At 36.1% G+C, this 15,146-nt stretch carries 15 protein-coding genes and 1 pseudogene; 10 read left to right on the top strand and 6 right to left on the bottom strand.

Features of this window, described 5'->3' with window-relative positions:
- The 6 genes and pseudogenes from DN394_RS20345 to DN394_RS20320 all read left to right on the top strand — a co-directional run.
- Nucleotides 1-835: sensor histidine kinase (locus DN394_RS20345; RefSeq protein WP_255451638.1), on the top strand; the 835-nt coding region annotated here is incomplete at its 5' end.
- On the top strand, nucleotides 813-1,418 hold the full coding sequence (locus tag DN394_RS20340; RefSeq protein ID WP_098953914.1) for a response regulator transcription factor: 606 nt from the start codon (nucleotides 813-815) through the stop codon (nucleotides 1,416-1,418). The genes DN394_RS20345 and DN394_RS20340, both read left to right, overlap by 23 nt.
- Before the next feature lie 116 nt (nucleotides 1,419-1,534).
- Nucleotides 1,535-2,047, top strand: a pseudogene (locus DN394_RS20335) (TrmB family transcriptional regulator sugar-binding domain-containing protein); the annotation flags it as partial.
- A 406-nt stretch (nucleotides 2,048-2,453) separates the two neighbouring features.
- The gene (locus DN394_RS20330; protein ID WP_098705681.1) at nucleotides 2,454-2,795 is read left to right on the top strand and encodes a PadR family transcriptional regulator; all 342 of its coding nucleotides are present in this window, start codon (nucleotides 2,454-2,456) and stop codon (nucleotides 2,793-2,795) included.
- Nucleotides 2,788-3,270 carry a hypothetical protein gene (locus tag DN394_RS20325; protein ID WP_098705680.1) on the top strand — a complete coding sequence of 161 codons (483 nt, stop codon included), beginning with the start codon at nucleotides 2,788-2,790 and terminating at the stop codon, nucleotides 3,268-3,270. The genes DN394_RS20330 and DN394_RS20325 overlap by 8 nt, the downstream gene beginning before the upstream one ends.
- Nucleotides 3,267-3,794 (top strand): permease, encoded by a 528-nt coding sequence (locus tag DN394_RS20320; RefSeq protein ID WP_149294180.1) that lies wholly within the window; start codon nucleotides 3,267-3,269, stop codon nucleotides 3,792-3,794. The genes DN394_RS20325 and DN394_RS20320 overlap by 4 nt, the downstream gene beginning before the upstream one ends.
- A 43-nt stretch (nucleotides 3,795-3,837) precedes the next feature.
- Here DN394_RS20320 and DN394_RS20315 read toward each other — a convergent pair whose 3' ends face one another.
- Entirely contained in the window at nucleotides 3,838-5,313 is a 1,476-nt protein-coding gene (locus tag DN394_RS20315; RefSeq protein WP_149294179.1) for an MDR family MFS transporter, read from the bottom strand.
- 142 nt (nucleotides 5,314-5,455) lie between these two features.
- Here DN394_RS20315 and DN394_RS20310 point away from each other — a divergent pair, with 142 nt between their 5' ends.
- Nucleotides 5,456-6,031, top strand: coding sequence for a TetR/AcrR family transcriptional regulator (locus DN394_RS20310; RefSeq protein ID WP_149294178.1), 576 nt, complete (start codon nucleotides 5,456-5,458; stop codon nucleotides 6,029-6,031).
- A 176-nt stretch (nucleotides 6,032-6,207) separates the two neighbouring features.
- On the opposite strand, the gene DN394_RS29045 is transcribed toward DN394_RS20310, so the two are convergent.
- A complete protein-coding gene (locus DN394_RS29045) occupies nucleotides 6,208-6,360 on the bottom strand; it encodes a hypothetical protein (protein WP_016082654.1) in 153 nt (50 codons plus the stop codon).
- 296 nt (nucleotides 6,361-6,656) lie between these two features.
- Between DN394_RS29045 and DN394_RS20305 the strand changes: the two genes are divergently transcribed.
- A complete protein-coding gene (locus tag DN394_RS20305) occupies nucleotides 6,657-7,544 on the top strand; it encodes a DMT family transporter (protein ID WP_149294177.1) in 888 nt (295 codons plus the stop codon).
- A 169-nt stretch (nucleotides 7,545-7,713) separates the two neighbouring features.
- On the opposite strand, the gene DN394_RS20300 is transcribed toward DN394_RS20305, so the two are convergent.
- A complete protein-coding gene (locus DN394_RS20300; protein WP_149294176.1) occupies nucleotides 7,714-8,481 on the bottom strand; it encodes a TSUP family transporter in 768 nt (255 codons plus the stop codon).
- A 261-nt stretch (nucleotides 8,482-8,742) separates the two neighbouring features.
- On the opposite strand from DN394_RS20300, the gene DN394_RS20295 reads away from it, so the two are divergent.
- Nucleotides 8,743-9,528 carry a TrmB family transcriptional regulator gene (locus tag DN394_RS20295; protein ID WP_149294175.1) on the top strand — a complete coding sequence of 262 codons (786 nt, stop codon included), beginning with the start codon at nucleotides 8,743-8,745 and terminating at the stop codon, nucleotides 9,526-9,528.
- 291 nt (nucleotides 9,529-9,819) lie between these two features.
- On the opposite strand, the gene DN394_RS20290 is transcribed toward DN394_RS20295, so the two are convergent.
- The 3 genes from DN394_RS20290 to DN394_RS20280 form a co-directional block, all read right to left on the bottom strand.
- Nucleotides 9,820-11,019 carry an FAD-dependent monooxygenase gene (locus DN394_RS20290; RefSeq protein WP_087979632.1) on the bottom strand — a complete coding sequence of 400 codons (1,200 nt, stop codon included), beginning with the start codon at nucleotides 11,017-11,019 and terminating at the stop codon, nucleotides 9,820-9,822.
- 450 nt (nucleotides 11,020-11,469) lie between these two features.
- A complete protein-coding gene (gene dnaB / locus DN394_RS20285) occupies nucleotides 11,470-12,759 on the bottom strand; it encodes a replicative DNA helicase (RefSeq protein WP_149294174.1) in 1,290 nt (429 codons plus the stop codon).
- Nucleotides 12,756-13,616, bottom strand: coding sequence for a DnaD domain-containing protein (locus tag DN394_RS20280; protein ID WP_149294173.1), 861 nt, complete (start codon nucleotides 13,614-13,616; stop codon nucleotides 12,756-12,758). Before DN394_RS20280 ends, dnaB begins: the two co-directional genes overlap by 4 nt.
- A gap of 374 nt (nucleotides 13,617-13,990) precedes the next feature.
- Here DN394_RS20280 and DN394_RS20275 point away from each other — a divergent pair, with 374 nt between their 5' ends.
- Nucleotides 13,991-14,959: a ParB/RepB/Spo0J family partition protein gene (locus DN394_RS20275; RefSeq protein WP_098110214.1), complete on the top strand. Its 969-nt coding sequence runs from the start codon at nucleotides 13,991-13,993 to the stop codon at nucleotides 14,957-14,959.
- The last annotated feature ends 187 nt before the right edge of the window (nucleotides 14,960-15,146 follow it).

Genomic DNA, 15,146 nt, shown 5'->3' with positions numbered 1-15,146 from the left:
TTTCCTTATTTTCATTAGCTTACTCGGAGTATTATTTAAATTTAATATGATTACCTATTTTATAATTATACATACCATTATTTGGTTCATCGAACTTTATTTCACATTATTATTCCAAGACACAAAAAACACTATCTCGAACTTAAATACAGAGAAACTAAAAACTTTACCAAAAAATTCTTATGTGCATAACCTTATCCAAATAGCTAAAGAAGAAAAGTTAAAAAGTAGTTTTTCTGATTATTTACATGATGAAATATTACAAGACATTTTAGCTGTTAAAAATATGATGAATAAATCTAGCAAAAAAGAAATTCATGAAATAATAGTAGAAACACTAGATAACTTAAACCACTCAATACGCATGCAAATGCAAGAGTATCATCCAACTCTATTAAAAACACTCACATTAAAAGAAAACTATAGCAATTTACTTGAAATGATACAACAAAAATATAAAATGAAAAACATTGATATATCCTTTAAGTGTAATGAAGATTTATTTTTAGTTGAACCCTATCATCTTGTTGTATACCGAATTTTAAAAGAATTGGTAACAAATGCATTCAAACATTCACAATGCTCAAAGTTAATGTTGCATTTGACACAAGAGAATGACGAAATCAAACTTGTAGTAAAAGATAATGGAAAGGGTCTATCACCTACTCAAACCAACATTCTTATTGAGCATAGAGGATTGAACTCAATTAAAGAACAACTATTTTTATTAAACGGTAAAATGACAATTTCAGATTACAACCCTTCTGGTTTATGTATTACTATTCTTATTCCCATGAAAGGAGACGATTCCTATGAACATTTTATTAATAGATGACCATGCTTTATTTGCAAAAAGCTTAGAAATAGCTCTGGAGGATTATTCCGAAATAGATCAATTCCATTCATTACAAAATATTGAAAATGTCATTACAATTATCAATGAATTTAAACCAGACATCACCTTATTAGATATTAATTTAAGTAACATCAGCAGTGAAGATGGTTTAGAGGTGGCAAAAATCATTTTGGATAGTAAATGTGATACAAAAATAGTTATATTGACAGGTTATGACTTACCTGTTTACCAGTATGAAGCTCAAAAATTAGGTGTAAGTGGTTTTATTAATAAGAATATTTTACCAGATGCGTTACTACAAATATTAAATGAAATTAATAAAGGCGCATATCACTTTCCAATATCTACAGAAAATGTAGAGGAATTGACCAATAGTGAAAAACAAATTTTGCAATTACTATGCGATGGCTATAAACGTAAAGAAATAGCTTCTATGTTATACGCCAGTGAACGTACAGTTTCTAATCATATTCAACATGTGTTTGATAAATTAGATGTTTCATCCTCTTTAGAAGCTGTTACTAAGGGTATAAAACTGGGATATATTCAGCCTAATTATTAAAGATATTGTAAAGCAAATCTTATGAAAAAAACGTCTATATGAAATAGGCGTTTTTTTTCATAGTGTTGGGAAATCCTTTAGGGTTCCCAACACTATGTAATCTTTTTTGATTTTTAACGTATGAAGGAATCAGTGATTCATTAAAAAAACTAGAAACTTCCGAGGAAAAAACGGATAATCGAGTGATTACTTTAAAAGACAACAAAACAATCATTAGCTACTGTCAGACATTAATAAAAAAAGCAGCACAACGTATTGTCATTTCGATGTAGGATGAAATGTATGAAGCGTTAAAAGAGGATCTATCTGTGGTAGCTGATAAAGTCACAGTACAAGGCATTACCCTGCACCCCATTAAAAATCTAGAAGCCCATCGTATAACAGCTTATACAGAAACCCTCTCTACAGAACATTGGTTTATTTTATCGATAGATTCTAAAGAGATGATTTATGGACCATCGCTTGAGGAGCGTAATATTACTTTTTATACAGATGACCCCGTTCATATATACCTATTAGAGGATTATGTGTGGCATGATGTTTTAGTTAGTCGACTTGCCCGACGCAGCCAAGATGACTTAGAACACTGGATTACTACAGAGAGAAGATCCTTCTTCATGGAAGAATAAGAAACATATTCAAAAAAACAAAGCATATGCGAATGGCTACTATATGGCTGGATTAGCTATATTGATTTCAATCGCAAGCTTTATTTTATCTAAAAAAGAAGTATCCAATGTACAAACAACTGCTCCTCACCCTAAACCTATAACACTACCTGCCCCTTCTACCTCCACAGCGAAAGCAACTCCACCAATCAGTCCTAATACCAATTCTGTTGTACGTTTCATTTTAAATACCCTCCGCTTCCTTTATTTCATTCTCATTTACGCTTTCCTCGTAACAAATTTTCTTACCTTTTTTTCAGTACATATAACATTAAAATTGACATAGCACTTCATGCACCATATACTGTTAACAACAGTATACTGTCATTAACAGTATAAATCTTAATTCATTCAAGGAGGTATATCCATGAAACATACAGGAAGACATACAGGTGCCTTTCTTTTGTTATTTTTGGCAGAAGGTGATGACTATGGCGGGCAATTATTGCAAAAGTGCGAGGAAGAACTTCCAGTTAATCCAATCGATAGCGCCATTTTATATCGTACGCTAAAAAAATTAGAGAACGAAGGTGCGATTGAATCTTACGTAAGTACAGATCATCAAGACAAACCGAGAAAGATGTACAAAATTACCCCTGCTGGAAAGGAACAATTGGCAGATTTCCAAATGGATATTGAAGAAAAAATGAAGAACTTATCCTTTTTCATAGACAAATATAACGACTTAAAGGATTCCGACCATGATTAATGGCGTGATCCTTTACACTTTAGCCATTATTCTTACTGGGATTTCTTTTATGAAGGACCGCACGAAAACGAAAGTAGCTCTAATGAAGTCATGGAAAATGTTTCGCAATCTTCTACCTGCGATGCTCTCCATCATGCTCTTCGTTGGCTTATCGCTTTCTATATTAACACCGTCTTTCATCTCTTCTATTATTGGGGAGCAATCTGGATTCATCGGTATTATTTATTCAGCGATACTCGGCTCCGTTGCACTTATTCCAAGCTTCGTCGTATTTCCTCTTGGTAATACGTTAGTCCAACACGGCGCAGGCCTTCCTCAAGTTGCGGCACTTATGTCGACACTCATGTCAGTTGGAATTACAACATTACCGATGGAACAAAAGATATTCGGACGAAGCTTTGCTTACGCACGTAATGCATCTGCATTGCTCATGTCTCTCCTATTCTCCTATATCATTTGGGTGGTGATGGTATGAAAGAGCTAAAAAGATATCGCTTCTTTTTCATTTTATTACTGGGGCTCTTTATATTAACTTTTATAAATCAATCTTTAGGATGGGCTGCATTACAACTAACAGGAAATAGCATTTTAGATATGTTGTTTCTCCTTCCCCCTGTCCTCATATTTGTAGGATTACTTGATCAATGGGTGAAGAAAGAAACGCTCATGAAATATATGGGCGAAAATTCCGGTATATACGGAATCTTATTCTCTCTATTATTAGGCGGCATTGCGGCTGGTCCTCTCTACGTCGCCTTTCCAATTGCAGCACTACTATTAAAAAAAGGCGCAAGCATTCGGTACATCGTATTTTTCTTAGGCGTTTGGACAACTGCGAAATTGCCGATTCTCGTGTATGAATTCTCTTCATTTGGAGCTATTTTTACACTCATTCATATTTGTTTCGGGCTAGTATTCTTCTATGTAATGGGGCTTATTTTTGAGAGGTTTTATAATCAGGGGCAGTTGCTTCGGTATGATGTTACGGAGGAAATGTAAAAAGACATCTTTATCTATTAAAGATGTCTTTTTTGTTTGAACCTTAATTCTCGTTCTGTAAAACCCCTGCTACTTCTACTCCCTTTTCCTCTTCTTTTAAGAATAGCGATATGATAAAAGCAACAACAATAAAGATTAATCCAAGTGCAAATGCACCTTGGAACCCTGACGTTAAACCGTTTAACTTCTCCACTGGATCCAGTGGATTTGCAGAGCTTTCCATATACTGAGTTGTTCCTGAAGACATTTTTGAAATAAAGATAGCCGTACCAATTGCGCCAGCTACTTGTTGTAACGTACTAAATAGTGCTGTTCCGTGCGGATATAAATCTGGTGTTAATTGATTTAAACCGTATGTTTGTGCTGTCATGACAAACATGAGTCCAACCATTAATACGCTATGCATGACAATAATTTGTACCATTGATGTATCAGGAGTAATGCCTTTAAATAAGAACATTGCAATTCCTACTAACACGATACCGGGAACGATAATAACTTTCGGACTAAATTTATCAAATAGTTTACCTGCGATTGGTCCCATTATGGCGCTAATAACACTTCCCGGAAGCATGATGATTCCTGATTTAAAGGCTGTTACGAGTAAAACTGTTTGCAGGAACATCGGTAATAAAGTCATCGTTGAAAATAGCGACATCATCACAATGACAATTAATCCAACTGATAATGTAAACATCGGAACTTTAAATGCCCGTAATTCTAAAATTGGATTCTCAATTTTCAATTGTCGAACGACAAAAATACATAATGAGATAAGCCCAACAATTAAAGTGCCATACACTTTCGCATCGGACCATCCTAAATCACCCGATGCACTAAAGCTATATACAAGCCCGCCAAATCCTAATGTCGATAAAAGGATCGATGGATAATCCACTTTTGGCCTTGTTAACTCTGAAACATTTTGAATGTATTTCATCCCAATCATAATTGAAATGATCACGATAGGAATAACAATATAGAATAACCAGCGCCAATTTAATGAATCCACAATTACTCCAGATAATGTAGGACCAATTGCTGGAGCGGACATCATCACAAGTGCGATTAATCCCATCGTGGCACCACGTTTTTCAGGGGGACAAATGAGTAAAATCGTATTCATTAATAACGGTGTAATTAATCCCGTCGCTACAGCTTGGACGATACGGCCAACTAATAAAATAGAAAATGTCGGTGCAAATCCCGCAATTAATGTACCGACTAAAAACGTTACCATCGCGATCAAAAACATTTGTCTCGTTGTGAGCCATTGCTGAAGTAACGCTGTAATCGGGACTAAAACACCAACTACTAACATGTATGCTGTAGAAAGCCATTGGATTGTTGAAGCTGTTACGTCAAACTCTTTCATTAATACGGTTAGCGCATTACCAAGCAATGTTTCGTTTAATAATGCAACCATTGCCCCTAAAAGTAATGCAATTAAAATCGGGGTATGTTTCATATTAGAAATATCAACTTTGCCACTTGCAGGGCTCTTAGTTGTCATATTCATTTGCAAATTCTCCTCCTGTTTCTTACTTAAAAAGCTTTAAATAAACCCGAACACATGTAATATAATATACATATGTAGATTAAAAAGGGAGAATCAATTTTCAGCCATTGTATATTTAATCTACAAAAAAGGAGAATTGTAGATGAATGATAATGAAAAACAACTTGATTTACGTATTAGACGTACACATAAATTATTGTGGGATTCCTTATTTGAATTAATGACGCAATCAAAACAGAAATATAGTTCCATCACGATTAACCAAATTTGTGACCTTGCGATGGTACACCGAACAACCTTTTATAAACATTTTGAAGATAAAGATGCTTTATTAGCATTTGGATTTAAACGATACAGCAAGATAATTGCTGAAATACCGGTTTCAGATCGATTAAGTAAACCATTTCAAGTAATGGAACAATTTCTACATCATGAAGAAATCGGTAAAATATTAGAAGCACAAATGTCTGATGAACAATTTATTAGCCGTGCACAATATTTAAGTCACGAAACGAGAAAACAAGAAATAGAAGCGTTAAATCAACTTTGTAAAAATCATACGATGCCAAATGATTTAATCATTGAATTTTATTCAGGGGCAATCACCTCATTAAGCGCATGGTGGTTTAAAAATGAAAGAAAAGTTTCTGCTGCTGAAATGGACCAATATCTCCACCAACTTATTAATCGGGATATTTTTCAGTTTGGAGAGGAATAGGACTACACCTTTTCAATTATGTAATCAAATTGACCACAAAATAGGAATATGATATATTTTCCGTAGAATACTATATAAGTATGACATCAAATAAAATGGCATATAATAAAAAGAAGAGATGCGCTAACATCTCTTCCTTAACTGCTACCGTATAGGGTGGTGGTTATTATACGTTATTATTTTTTACGAAACCCACCCTTTTGCTTCCTACGGCGCGGAGTGGGTTTTTTGTTGTCCTTACTCAGAAGTTGCTTCCGCAAAAAATACGCTGAAACTTCACGTACAGTCGCTTTTACAAATTCTTTTACAAGGTCAAACAAAAACTCCATATTATCACCCCCATTCCTTCCAAATAGAAAGAAGGGATAACCACCCACCCTCACAATATGCAGTTGACTTTATTTTATCAAATGATTGTAAAGATATTATGTAAACAAATAAAATCTCACAGAAAAAAGCCCTTCTAAACTGGGCCTTTTTTTATACATACCAATACTTCCCCAGTATTCGGAAAAGAAAAATACGTCGATAAATTTACATTTAAAATATTCAGAATTAATATTAAAATAAACAATGGGGATAGGGGTATGGAATTATAAATTTTATACATAACGAGGGAATAGAAATGAAACTACAATTAAAAGCGGATTTAGGGCTACTACTAGTTACATTCTTTTGGGGTGCATCCATCTTACTTACAAAGGTTGGACTTGAAGGCATAGAAGAATACAACTTAATCGCATTACGATTTATTATTGCCTTTCTTTTATCAGGTTTAATATTTTACAAACATTTATTCAAAATCGATTTTAAAACTGTAAAATATGCATTTATACTCGCTTCTGTCTTATTTATCGTTTACATTTTCGCGACTTTCGGCACAAAGTATACGAGTGTTTCTAACGCTGGTTTCTTACTATGTCTCACAGTCATTTTCATTCCGATATTATCAGCTATATTTTTAAAACACATTCCTGAAAAGAAAGTTATAGTAGGAATCATTTTAACGATAATAGGAATCGGCTTATTAACATTAACGAGTGAATTCAAGGTCGGTAACGGCGATATATTTTGCATACTGTCAGCCTTATTTTATGCGATTCATGTCATCATCACTGGAAGCGTAACGAAACATGTGAACTCCATTGCACTTGGAGTCATACAACTCGGTTTCGTCGGCCTATTTAGTCTTATTTTTTCATTCATTATCGAAACACCAAAGCTTCCTAGCACAACCAACTCATGGCTAATCATCTTAGCCTTAAGCATATTTTGCACCGCAGTCGCTTTCATCGTGCAAGTTATCGCCCAGCAATACACGACACCTACACATACAGGGCTTATTTTTTCATTAGAACCTGTTTTTTCCGCAGGATTTGCCTTCGTTTTCACAGGTGAAACACTTACGGGAAAAGGATATTTAGGGGCGACGCTTATATTAGTAAGTGTGTTAATTGCTGAGGTGGATTTTAAGAGTGTATTGCGGCCTAATTATAAGAAAAATATGGAATAGTTATTTCGCTAAAGTACATAAACATACCCCGAAAATATTCGTTTGTATTATTTTCACCCTCTTACCTTAATTTTTTTAGATGCTATCTTTGAATAAGGTAGCATCTAAAACATGTTACAAGGAATTATTATATTTATGTAGCCTGCATAGTTAACCTTTTCTACATTACTTACTGCACATAGTCATACAGATTTTTCGCTAACAATAAACAAGTTACTGTAATGAAAAGAGCACGAACATACCCGCTTCCTTTTTTTATAGCAAATTTGGAGCCAACAATTCCTCCAGCAATTTGAGCAATCCCCATAATAAAACCATACGTATAGTTTACTTGCCCTACACACATAAACATCAACAACGCACCAACATTACTTCCTAAATTAAGAAGCTTCGCATTACCTGCTGCTTTTAAAAAATCATACCCAATAAATAAAAGAGAAAACATTAAAAACGAACCTGTGCCTGGACCTAGAAATCCATCATAAAAACCAATAGTAAAAACAAAAAAAGTAAAAATAATGACGTGTCGACCAGACAATTTCTTATGGGTGGAAATATTACCCCAATCCTTTTTGAATATCGTATAAATAGCAACCGCACCAAGCATAATCAGCATCAATGGCTTCAGTACTTCTGGGTTCATTAAATGAACGGTCCATGCCCCTATTATGGAACCTATGAAAGTGAGTGGAACTAATTTAAACGCCGATTTCAAATCAAGATTACCAGAACGATAAAACACAATATTACTAGTTGCACACCCCATTGTCGACGCTAGTTTATTCGTAGCTACTGCACTTGCTGGATTCAGTCCTGTAAATAATAAAGCGGGTAAGGCGATCAGTCCACCACCTCCTACAACTGAATCAATAAATGCAGCTAAAAATCCAAAAGCAATCAAAATAATTAATACTGATGGGTCTAAATAAAAGTCCATACTATTAACCTCCCCTTTAGTCACTATTCGAATAGTAACTAATAATTTGCTAAATGTAAACAGTTATTGTAACGTTGAAATATAAAGTGAAACTTTAATCAGTGGGGGTTTTGTTCATCCCCACTGATTATTAGTTGAACCAATCGGGCTTTTACGGGCAGTTGATCCCCCACCTAACTTCTTTGCTTCCGCTGAATTTTGAGGTGGGGGTCTTACTGCCCGTTAAAGCGGGATAAAAGCAAACATCGGAGGACGAAAAAAGTGGACTACATAGTGCAACAGCTTAAAAAAATGGGTTTTAATGAATATGAAGCTAAATCTTATGTATCTCTTGTTAAACAGGGGGCTGTCACAGCCTACCAAGTGAGTAAGGATTCAGGTGTCCCAAGAGCGCGAATTTATGAAATTTTAGGTAACCTTGTAGAAAAAGGAATTGTCATGAAAGAAGAAATAAATGACACCACTCGCTATTCACCCCTACCGGTTGAAGTCTTTTTACAGAAGGCTCAATCAGAATGGCAGTCCACTTATGAAGGAATCAGTGATTCATTAAAAAAACTAGAAACTTCCGAGGAAAAAACGGATAATCGAGTGATTACTTTAAAAGACAGTAAAACAATCATTAGCTATTGTCAGGCATTAATCAAAAAAGCAGAAAAACGTATTGTCATTTCAATGTGGGATGAGATGTATGAAGCATTAAAAGAGGATCTATCTGAGGTAGCTGATAAAGTTACAGTACAAGGTATTACCCTGCATGTTGAAAATCCAATTAAAAATTTAGAAGCCCATCGTATCACACCTTATACAGAAACTCTGTCTACAGAACATTGGTTTATTTTATCCATAGATTCTAAAGAAATGATTTATGGACCATCACTTGAAGAGCGTAATGTTGCTTTTTATACAGATGATCCGGTTCACATATACCTATTAGAGGATTATGTTTGGCATGATGTGTTAGTGAACCGACTTGTCCGACGTAGCCAAGATGATTTGCAGCAATGGATTACGACAGAGAGAAAATCCTTCTTTATGGGAAAATAAGAAACATATTGAAAGAATCAAAAAATAAAGCATAAGTTAATGAAATAGAACACTTATGCTTTATTTTATTTACAAAGTGATACTCAAGTCTTTTCACTATTTCCCCTCCACAAACCGCCCAAGCTCCTTCAAAAATCTCAGCTTAAAACTTCCCCCTATCAAATAATTTTTTCATTTTATTATCCCATTTATATTTATCGATTTTTCAGTCTTTTCAAGAACAGCTATCACAATCAATCTCATGCGGTAATATAAATCATGGAGACAAAGCTCTTTTCTTAAATACTCATATCAATAGTCTTTTAGCTCGATTCCGTTAGCGGCTTTCGCTACCATTTTCGAGATGATCTTAAACTGTACGACCATAAGGGTTGGTACTCGTAACATGAAATTGCGCAGAAAGATTTTAAAGTTCGATTTTTCAACCATGCTCCCAGCAGCTAGTTTCCCTATTTTTTGATTCTTCTCAACAAACTTTCTCATCTCTTTCTCATAAGCAACATAGGCACGGGAATGATCACCATGCGCGTTTTTGAGTTCACCTGCTAATACATAAGCTCCGACAAGTGCTAGACTAGTACCTTGCCCTGATAGAGGTGATGGGCCATACGCTGCATCACCTACCAATGTAATTCGATCTTTTGACCATGTTGGCATGTGAATTTGACAAATCTCATCAAAATAAAAGTCATTCGCCTCTTTCATAGTTTTAAGTATCTGTGAAGTTTCCCAGTCTTCTGTATGGTCTACAAAGGCATTTTCTACAAGTTTTTTTTGAGATTCTTCATCATAGCGGTCGTACTCCAGTGCCTCTGATTGGAACAGGAGCATACCTTTTGCCTCTGTATTACCACGAGCGCTATACATACCCACAGTTTTTCCTGGCATTGTATAAAGCAGTACGCGGTGGTCGAGGTTGAGGTAATTCTCGAGAGTGAAAATCGATATATAACAACCAAGTGTACGTTTAAACTGTGCTTCATCACCAAAAGTCAGGGACCTCACATTAGAATGTAGCCCGTCCGCACCGATGACCAGATCAAACGTCTGTGGCTTTTCATGAATAAATTGGACTTCTACACCTGCTTCATTTTCATGTATAGCAGTAATCGACTCGCTCCAAATGTATTTAATTGTATCCTTAGTTAAATCGTATAAAATATTACTCAAATCATCACGCATGATTTCGATGTCCACACCATGCTGGTTCGCTAGACTTGCTTCACTTAATTGACCTTCAACCTCACCTTTGCTGTTCACGAAATAAACACCAGTCATGTTTGTGTCAGCTGCACGAACTTGATCGAGTATACCCATCCGTCCAAGCACCGTAACAGCTGCACCACGGATATCAACCCCGTATCCACCAGAGCGCAATGCGGGTGCGCGTTCTACTACAGTCACGTCGAAGCCATAACGATGAAGCCAGTAAGCGAGTGCCGGACCGGTAATGCTCGCACCAGAAATAAGGACGCGTATCGCTTGTTTCATAATTACTTATTCACTCCTATCCTAATGAAAGTCTTAACATACCCTCCAGTATATTCACCGCAGCAAAATAATAGGTATTTAACCATTCAACAAATAACCCACTTGCTGAAAAAGTAAAAACCCTGCATATCAATATAGGACATTTGATCAAACTTTATTACAAATTATCAATACCTAAAACGTCATAAAAAATAAAAGGTGATACATCTTCGTTATGCATCACCCTTGTAATTCTTGTTCAACAATCCTATAAAGTTTTCAAGTATTCATACTCTGTTATCCCATACAAAAATATAATGCTTTCTTTCATAAACATGAACCCCATTTTTTCCAATACACTAACTTAATATTTTTATACACTTATATACTAAAGAGCCTTTAAATCAAAAAATTTGCGTATTAAACTTAATAATTTTTTCATATAAAAATAGTCGGCTATTTTCCCAACACTTAATTCATTCCCTCCAAAAACCGACCAAACTCCTTCAAAAACCTCAGCTTAAAACTCCCCACAGGTCCATTCCGATGCTTCGCCAAATGAATCTCCGTCATCTCTTTCTGCTTCGTTTCCTTATCATAATAATCTTCACGATACATAAGCATAATGACATCCGCATCTTGCTCAATTTGTCCTGTCTCTCTTAAATCAGATAAAAGCGGACGCTTATCTTGACGTGCCTCTACAGAACGAGACAATTGCGACAACGCTACTACACAAACATTTAATTCACGTGCTAATAACTTAAGCTTACGCGAAATCTCACTAATCTCTTGAAATCGATTGCCCTTATGCTTCGGATCGCCCGTAATAAGCTGCAAGTAATCTACAATGACTAAAACCTTCTTATCACCGTGCTTCCTCTTTAACTTACGCGTTTGCATCCAAATATCTTGCACCGTAACACCTGCATTATCGTAAATCTCAAATGGCAATTCCCCGATTTCCGCAAACGCCTGACTCACCTTTTCCCAATCTTCCATCGCAAAACGGTGCTTCGGATTTTTCAGTCTGCCTCCTGACACTTCGCCTACGCAAGACGCCATCCTTTTTAACAGTTGCTTACTACTCATCTCTAATGAAAACAACCCAACCGCCGCTCCAGACTTCGCCGCATGCATTCCAACATTTAGCGCAAACGCAGTCTTCCCCATAGAAGGACGCGCACCAAGAACGACAAAATCACCTTCCTGCAATCCGCACGTCATTTTATTTAGCGATGTATACCCCGTCTCAATACCAGTAATCTCTTTCGCATCTTGATGAAGCTCTTCATATAAATCAACTAGCGCATCCTTCAAATCAAACTCACATACACAGTCCTTCTCCTCTAACTCACAAAGTGCCGTAATCGTCTCACCAATAATTTCCTCATTCTTCTCCGCAATAAGGCGCTCTCCCATCTTGTGCCCGAGAACACCCGCCTGATACATTTTCCAAGCACCTCGAACAAGCCCCTCATAATAAGAGAAGTTGGCAATTGTAGGCACACCATCCATTAACCCTATAAAATACTCCATTCCCCCGATCCCCTCTAAAAACTTCGGATCTACCCTAGAAATGAACGTCACAAGATCAATCGGTTGCCCCTCTTCTTCCATTTTTCGCATTAACTGAAATATAGACTTGTGCACCGCCAGAGAAAAATACTGCTCCGTCAAACGGCACTCCTTAATAAGCTCTCCATCAATTAATAGAGAACCTAATACCGTCTTTTCCGCCTCCACATTTTGAATACTCATGGACGCCACCCGCGCTCTGCTAAAAAGCGCTGCAACTCTTCCTCAGACGGCGCATTCTTCTCCCACTCCTCACACCTCGCCAAAAACTCCTCCGTCTCCCCCGTACTAACAGACGAATCCTTCTTCCGAAAATGAGCCGTATCCGCCTCAACCTCACACACTTTCGTAAACCCTTTCCCGTGCCAGCCTCTCAAAATCCCCTTCACATAAGCAACCGTCCGCTTATTATTCTCAAACGCAATTTGAAGAGCCTTCAGCACAAGCTCCTCTGACAAATCTTCCATCCACGCACTCAATTCCTCCACCGTATGCGGAGACAAACTACCGAAATGTTGCTCATAAAAAGAAAACACGCGACTTCCCGTTTCTTCCTCTATAACCTCTTCTTCCTCTGTCTCCTCACAAACTGGCTCAACATCATCCATAGCCAAATCACTCGGCATACCGAAATGCGCTAAAAGCATCGGAACATTCAGCTCCTCCTCTACGCACTTCTGAAGAAACATATGTACAAACTCCTTATTCTTCACACCCTTAAGCTCACGAAGCACACACTTCTCCACATTCGTATTCGTCACAGGATTATAACGAAGCCAATTCAAAACGAATAACTCCCGCGTATCCGCATCATAAAGAATCTTTCCATAATCAACAAAACGCTGCACAAGCTTATCAACAGTCTCCCGATTATAACCCGTCTCCATCTCAGCTAACCGCTTCGGAAAAGGAAAAATCCCACACTGCGTCGTCTTCGAACAAGTTAACAAATAAACATAAAAATACCGCTCCTCCGGCGTCAAATCCAAAACAAAATCATCCTGCCAAAAATTCACCTGCACTGTACGATACACCGCCATCCCAATTCCTCCCGTCCTCATTCAAAAATGAAAATTTCCTCTTTGCACTATATATAGGAAGGAGGGCCGGGTTTTTGGCGTGTTATTTCAAAATTTTTTTCGACTCCTACTACGGTGTTTGTTGGTGTTTTTGTTTTGTTATGTTTTTTCTTAGTGATTTATTACTTGGTAGGGGCTTGTAAGGGGCTTAGGAGGGGTTAGTTATGGGTTACTTCGATTATGGAATCCTGTATGACTCTATCTTCTTTTTAGTATATTAAAACCATCCGCTCTCTTTATAGTACCTACAACAATAAATTTATAAGTTAAGTAATCGTACAAATTACCTTTTGAATATCCATTAATAACAACCTAAAACAAGTGGGTGGTTTATTTTGAAATTTAAAAACATCTCTTTAAAATATATTAAACTAGAAGATGAATTCCGAAAGAATTTAGAGGATTTTAGTCTTGCTACAAGTATTAAACAAAATGGATTAATAGAACCACTTATTGTAGAAGAAAAGAATTCTAATTGTTTTATACTAGTCGAGGGTTATCGTCGTTTTTGGGCTTTAAAACATTTAAATGTTCCATTCGTAACATGCAAAGTGGAAAAACTCACCTCAAAAGACTCTAGGGTTCTAAAACGTCTCCGTGTTGAATTAAAATCCAAGAAAAAAACAGGCTATGAGGTAGAACGCATGATTAGTTTTTTAATCGATTACGGTTATACAGAAGCAGACATAGCCAAGGAATGTAATATACAAAAAAAGACTGTAAAAAAATATATCAATGGCCAAGATGTTAATACTCAGTGGAAAATTAGAGCTGAACAATCTGGAGCTGGAAGACATGGATTAACAGAAATTCATCATTTAAGAAATATACATCCTGAAAATAAAGAATACGTAGCTGATATTTATATCAAACGTAGCATAAATGCTAACAATGTAGAAAGTATAAAAAAACTTACCACATTTGATGAATTTAATAAATCCTCAAAGGATTTACAAAGAGGTTGCATTAACGATATGATCGACAATGAAAGTTTAAATAATGAAAGACTTAAAGATATTGTTTTTACAAGATTATTAAAACAACAATACACCCTCTCAGTCCATCAGTATGTATTTGATAAAGTTCTTCATCTATTCGATAAAGTAATAGATATTTGCTGTCATAACTTTGTTAATCATCTTACTCTCGTACAAAAGAAAGATCTACAAAGAAAAATAAAAATAATTTCTAATAAAATTGGATTACCTCCTCCTTCATCCACCCCTCCCCAAAAAATATTTTCCACTTCGATTAAAAAGCATCAAGAACATACAATATTAGTTAACATCAATAAGAAATCCTAAAACCCTACGCGATACTATCGTCTATTCTGTGTTCCTGAAAAAAATCGGCATATTATTTACATTTTATTAGTTAATAAAATAGCAACGCTTATTTCAGCGTTGCTTTCCTTCTTTCAAAATATGTATGAAAACGATATTCATATATTCCCTTCACCTATCCAAATCACCCTTCTTCATCTTTTTTCTT

The organism is Bacillus sp. BB081 (assembly GCF_008368895.1).
Classification (GTDB): Bacteria; Bacillota; Bacilli; order Bacillales; family Bacillaceae_G; genus Bacillus_A; species Bacillus_A wiedmannii.
Note: the sequence above shows the minus strand (reverse complement) of the source record. Positions and strands in the feature narration are given on the sequence as shown.

Coding starts and splice junctions, on each gene's coding strand:
- DN394_RS20340 (WP_098953914.1), top strand. CDS start 813: ATGAACATTTTATTAATAGATGACCATGCTTTATTTGCAAAAAGCTTA.
- DN394_RS20330 (WP_098705681.1), top strand. CDS start 2,454: ATGAAACATACAGGAAGACATACAGGTGCCTTTCTTTTGTTATTTTTG.
- DN394_RS20325 (WP_098705680.1), top strand. CDS start 2,788: ATGATTAATGGCGTGATCCTTTACACTTTAGCCATTATTCTTACTGGG.
- DN394_RS20320 (WP_149294180.1), top strand. CDS start 3,267: ATGAAAGAGCTAAAAAGATATCGCTTCTTTTTCATTTTATTACTGGGG.
- DN394_RS20315 (WP_149294179.1), bottom strand. CDS start 5,313: ATGAATATGACAACTAAGAGCCCTGCAAGTGGCAAAGTTGATATTTCT.
- DN394_RS20310 (WP_149294178.1), top strand. CDS start 5,456: ATGAATGATAATGAAAAACAACTTGATTTACGTATTAGACGTACACAT.
- DN394_RS29045 (WP_016082654.1), bottom strand. CDS start 6,360: ATGGAGTTTTTGTTTGACCTTGTAAAAGAATTTGTAAAAGCGACTGTA.
- DN394_RS20305 (WP_149294177.1), top strand. CDS start 6,657: ATGAAACTACAATTAAAAGCGGATTTAGGGCTACTACTAGTTACATTC.
- DN394_RS20300 (WP_149294176.1), bottom strand. CDS start 8,481: ATGGACTTTTATTTAGACCCATCAGTATTAATTATTTTGATTGCTTTT.
- DN394_RS20290 (WP_087979632.1), bottom strand. CDS start 11,019: ATGAAACAAGCGATACGCGTCCTTATTTCTGGTGCGAGCATTACCGGT.
- dnaB (WP_149294174.1), bottom strand. CDS start 12,759: ATGAGTATTCAAAATGTGGAGGCGGAAAAGACGGTATTAGGTTCTCTA.
- DN394_RS20280 (WP_149294173.1), bottom strand. CDS start 13,616: ATGGCGGTGTATCGTACAGTGCAGGTGAATTTTTGGCAGGATGATTTT.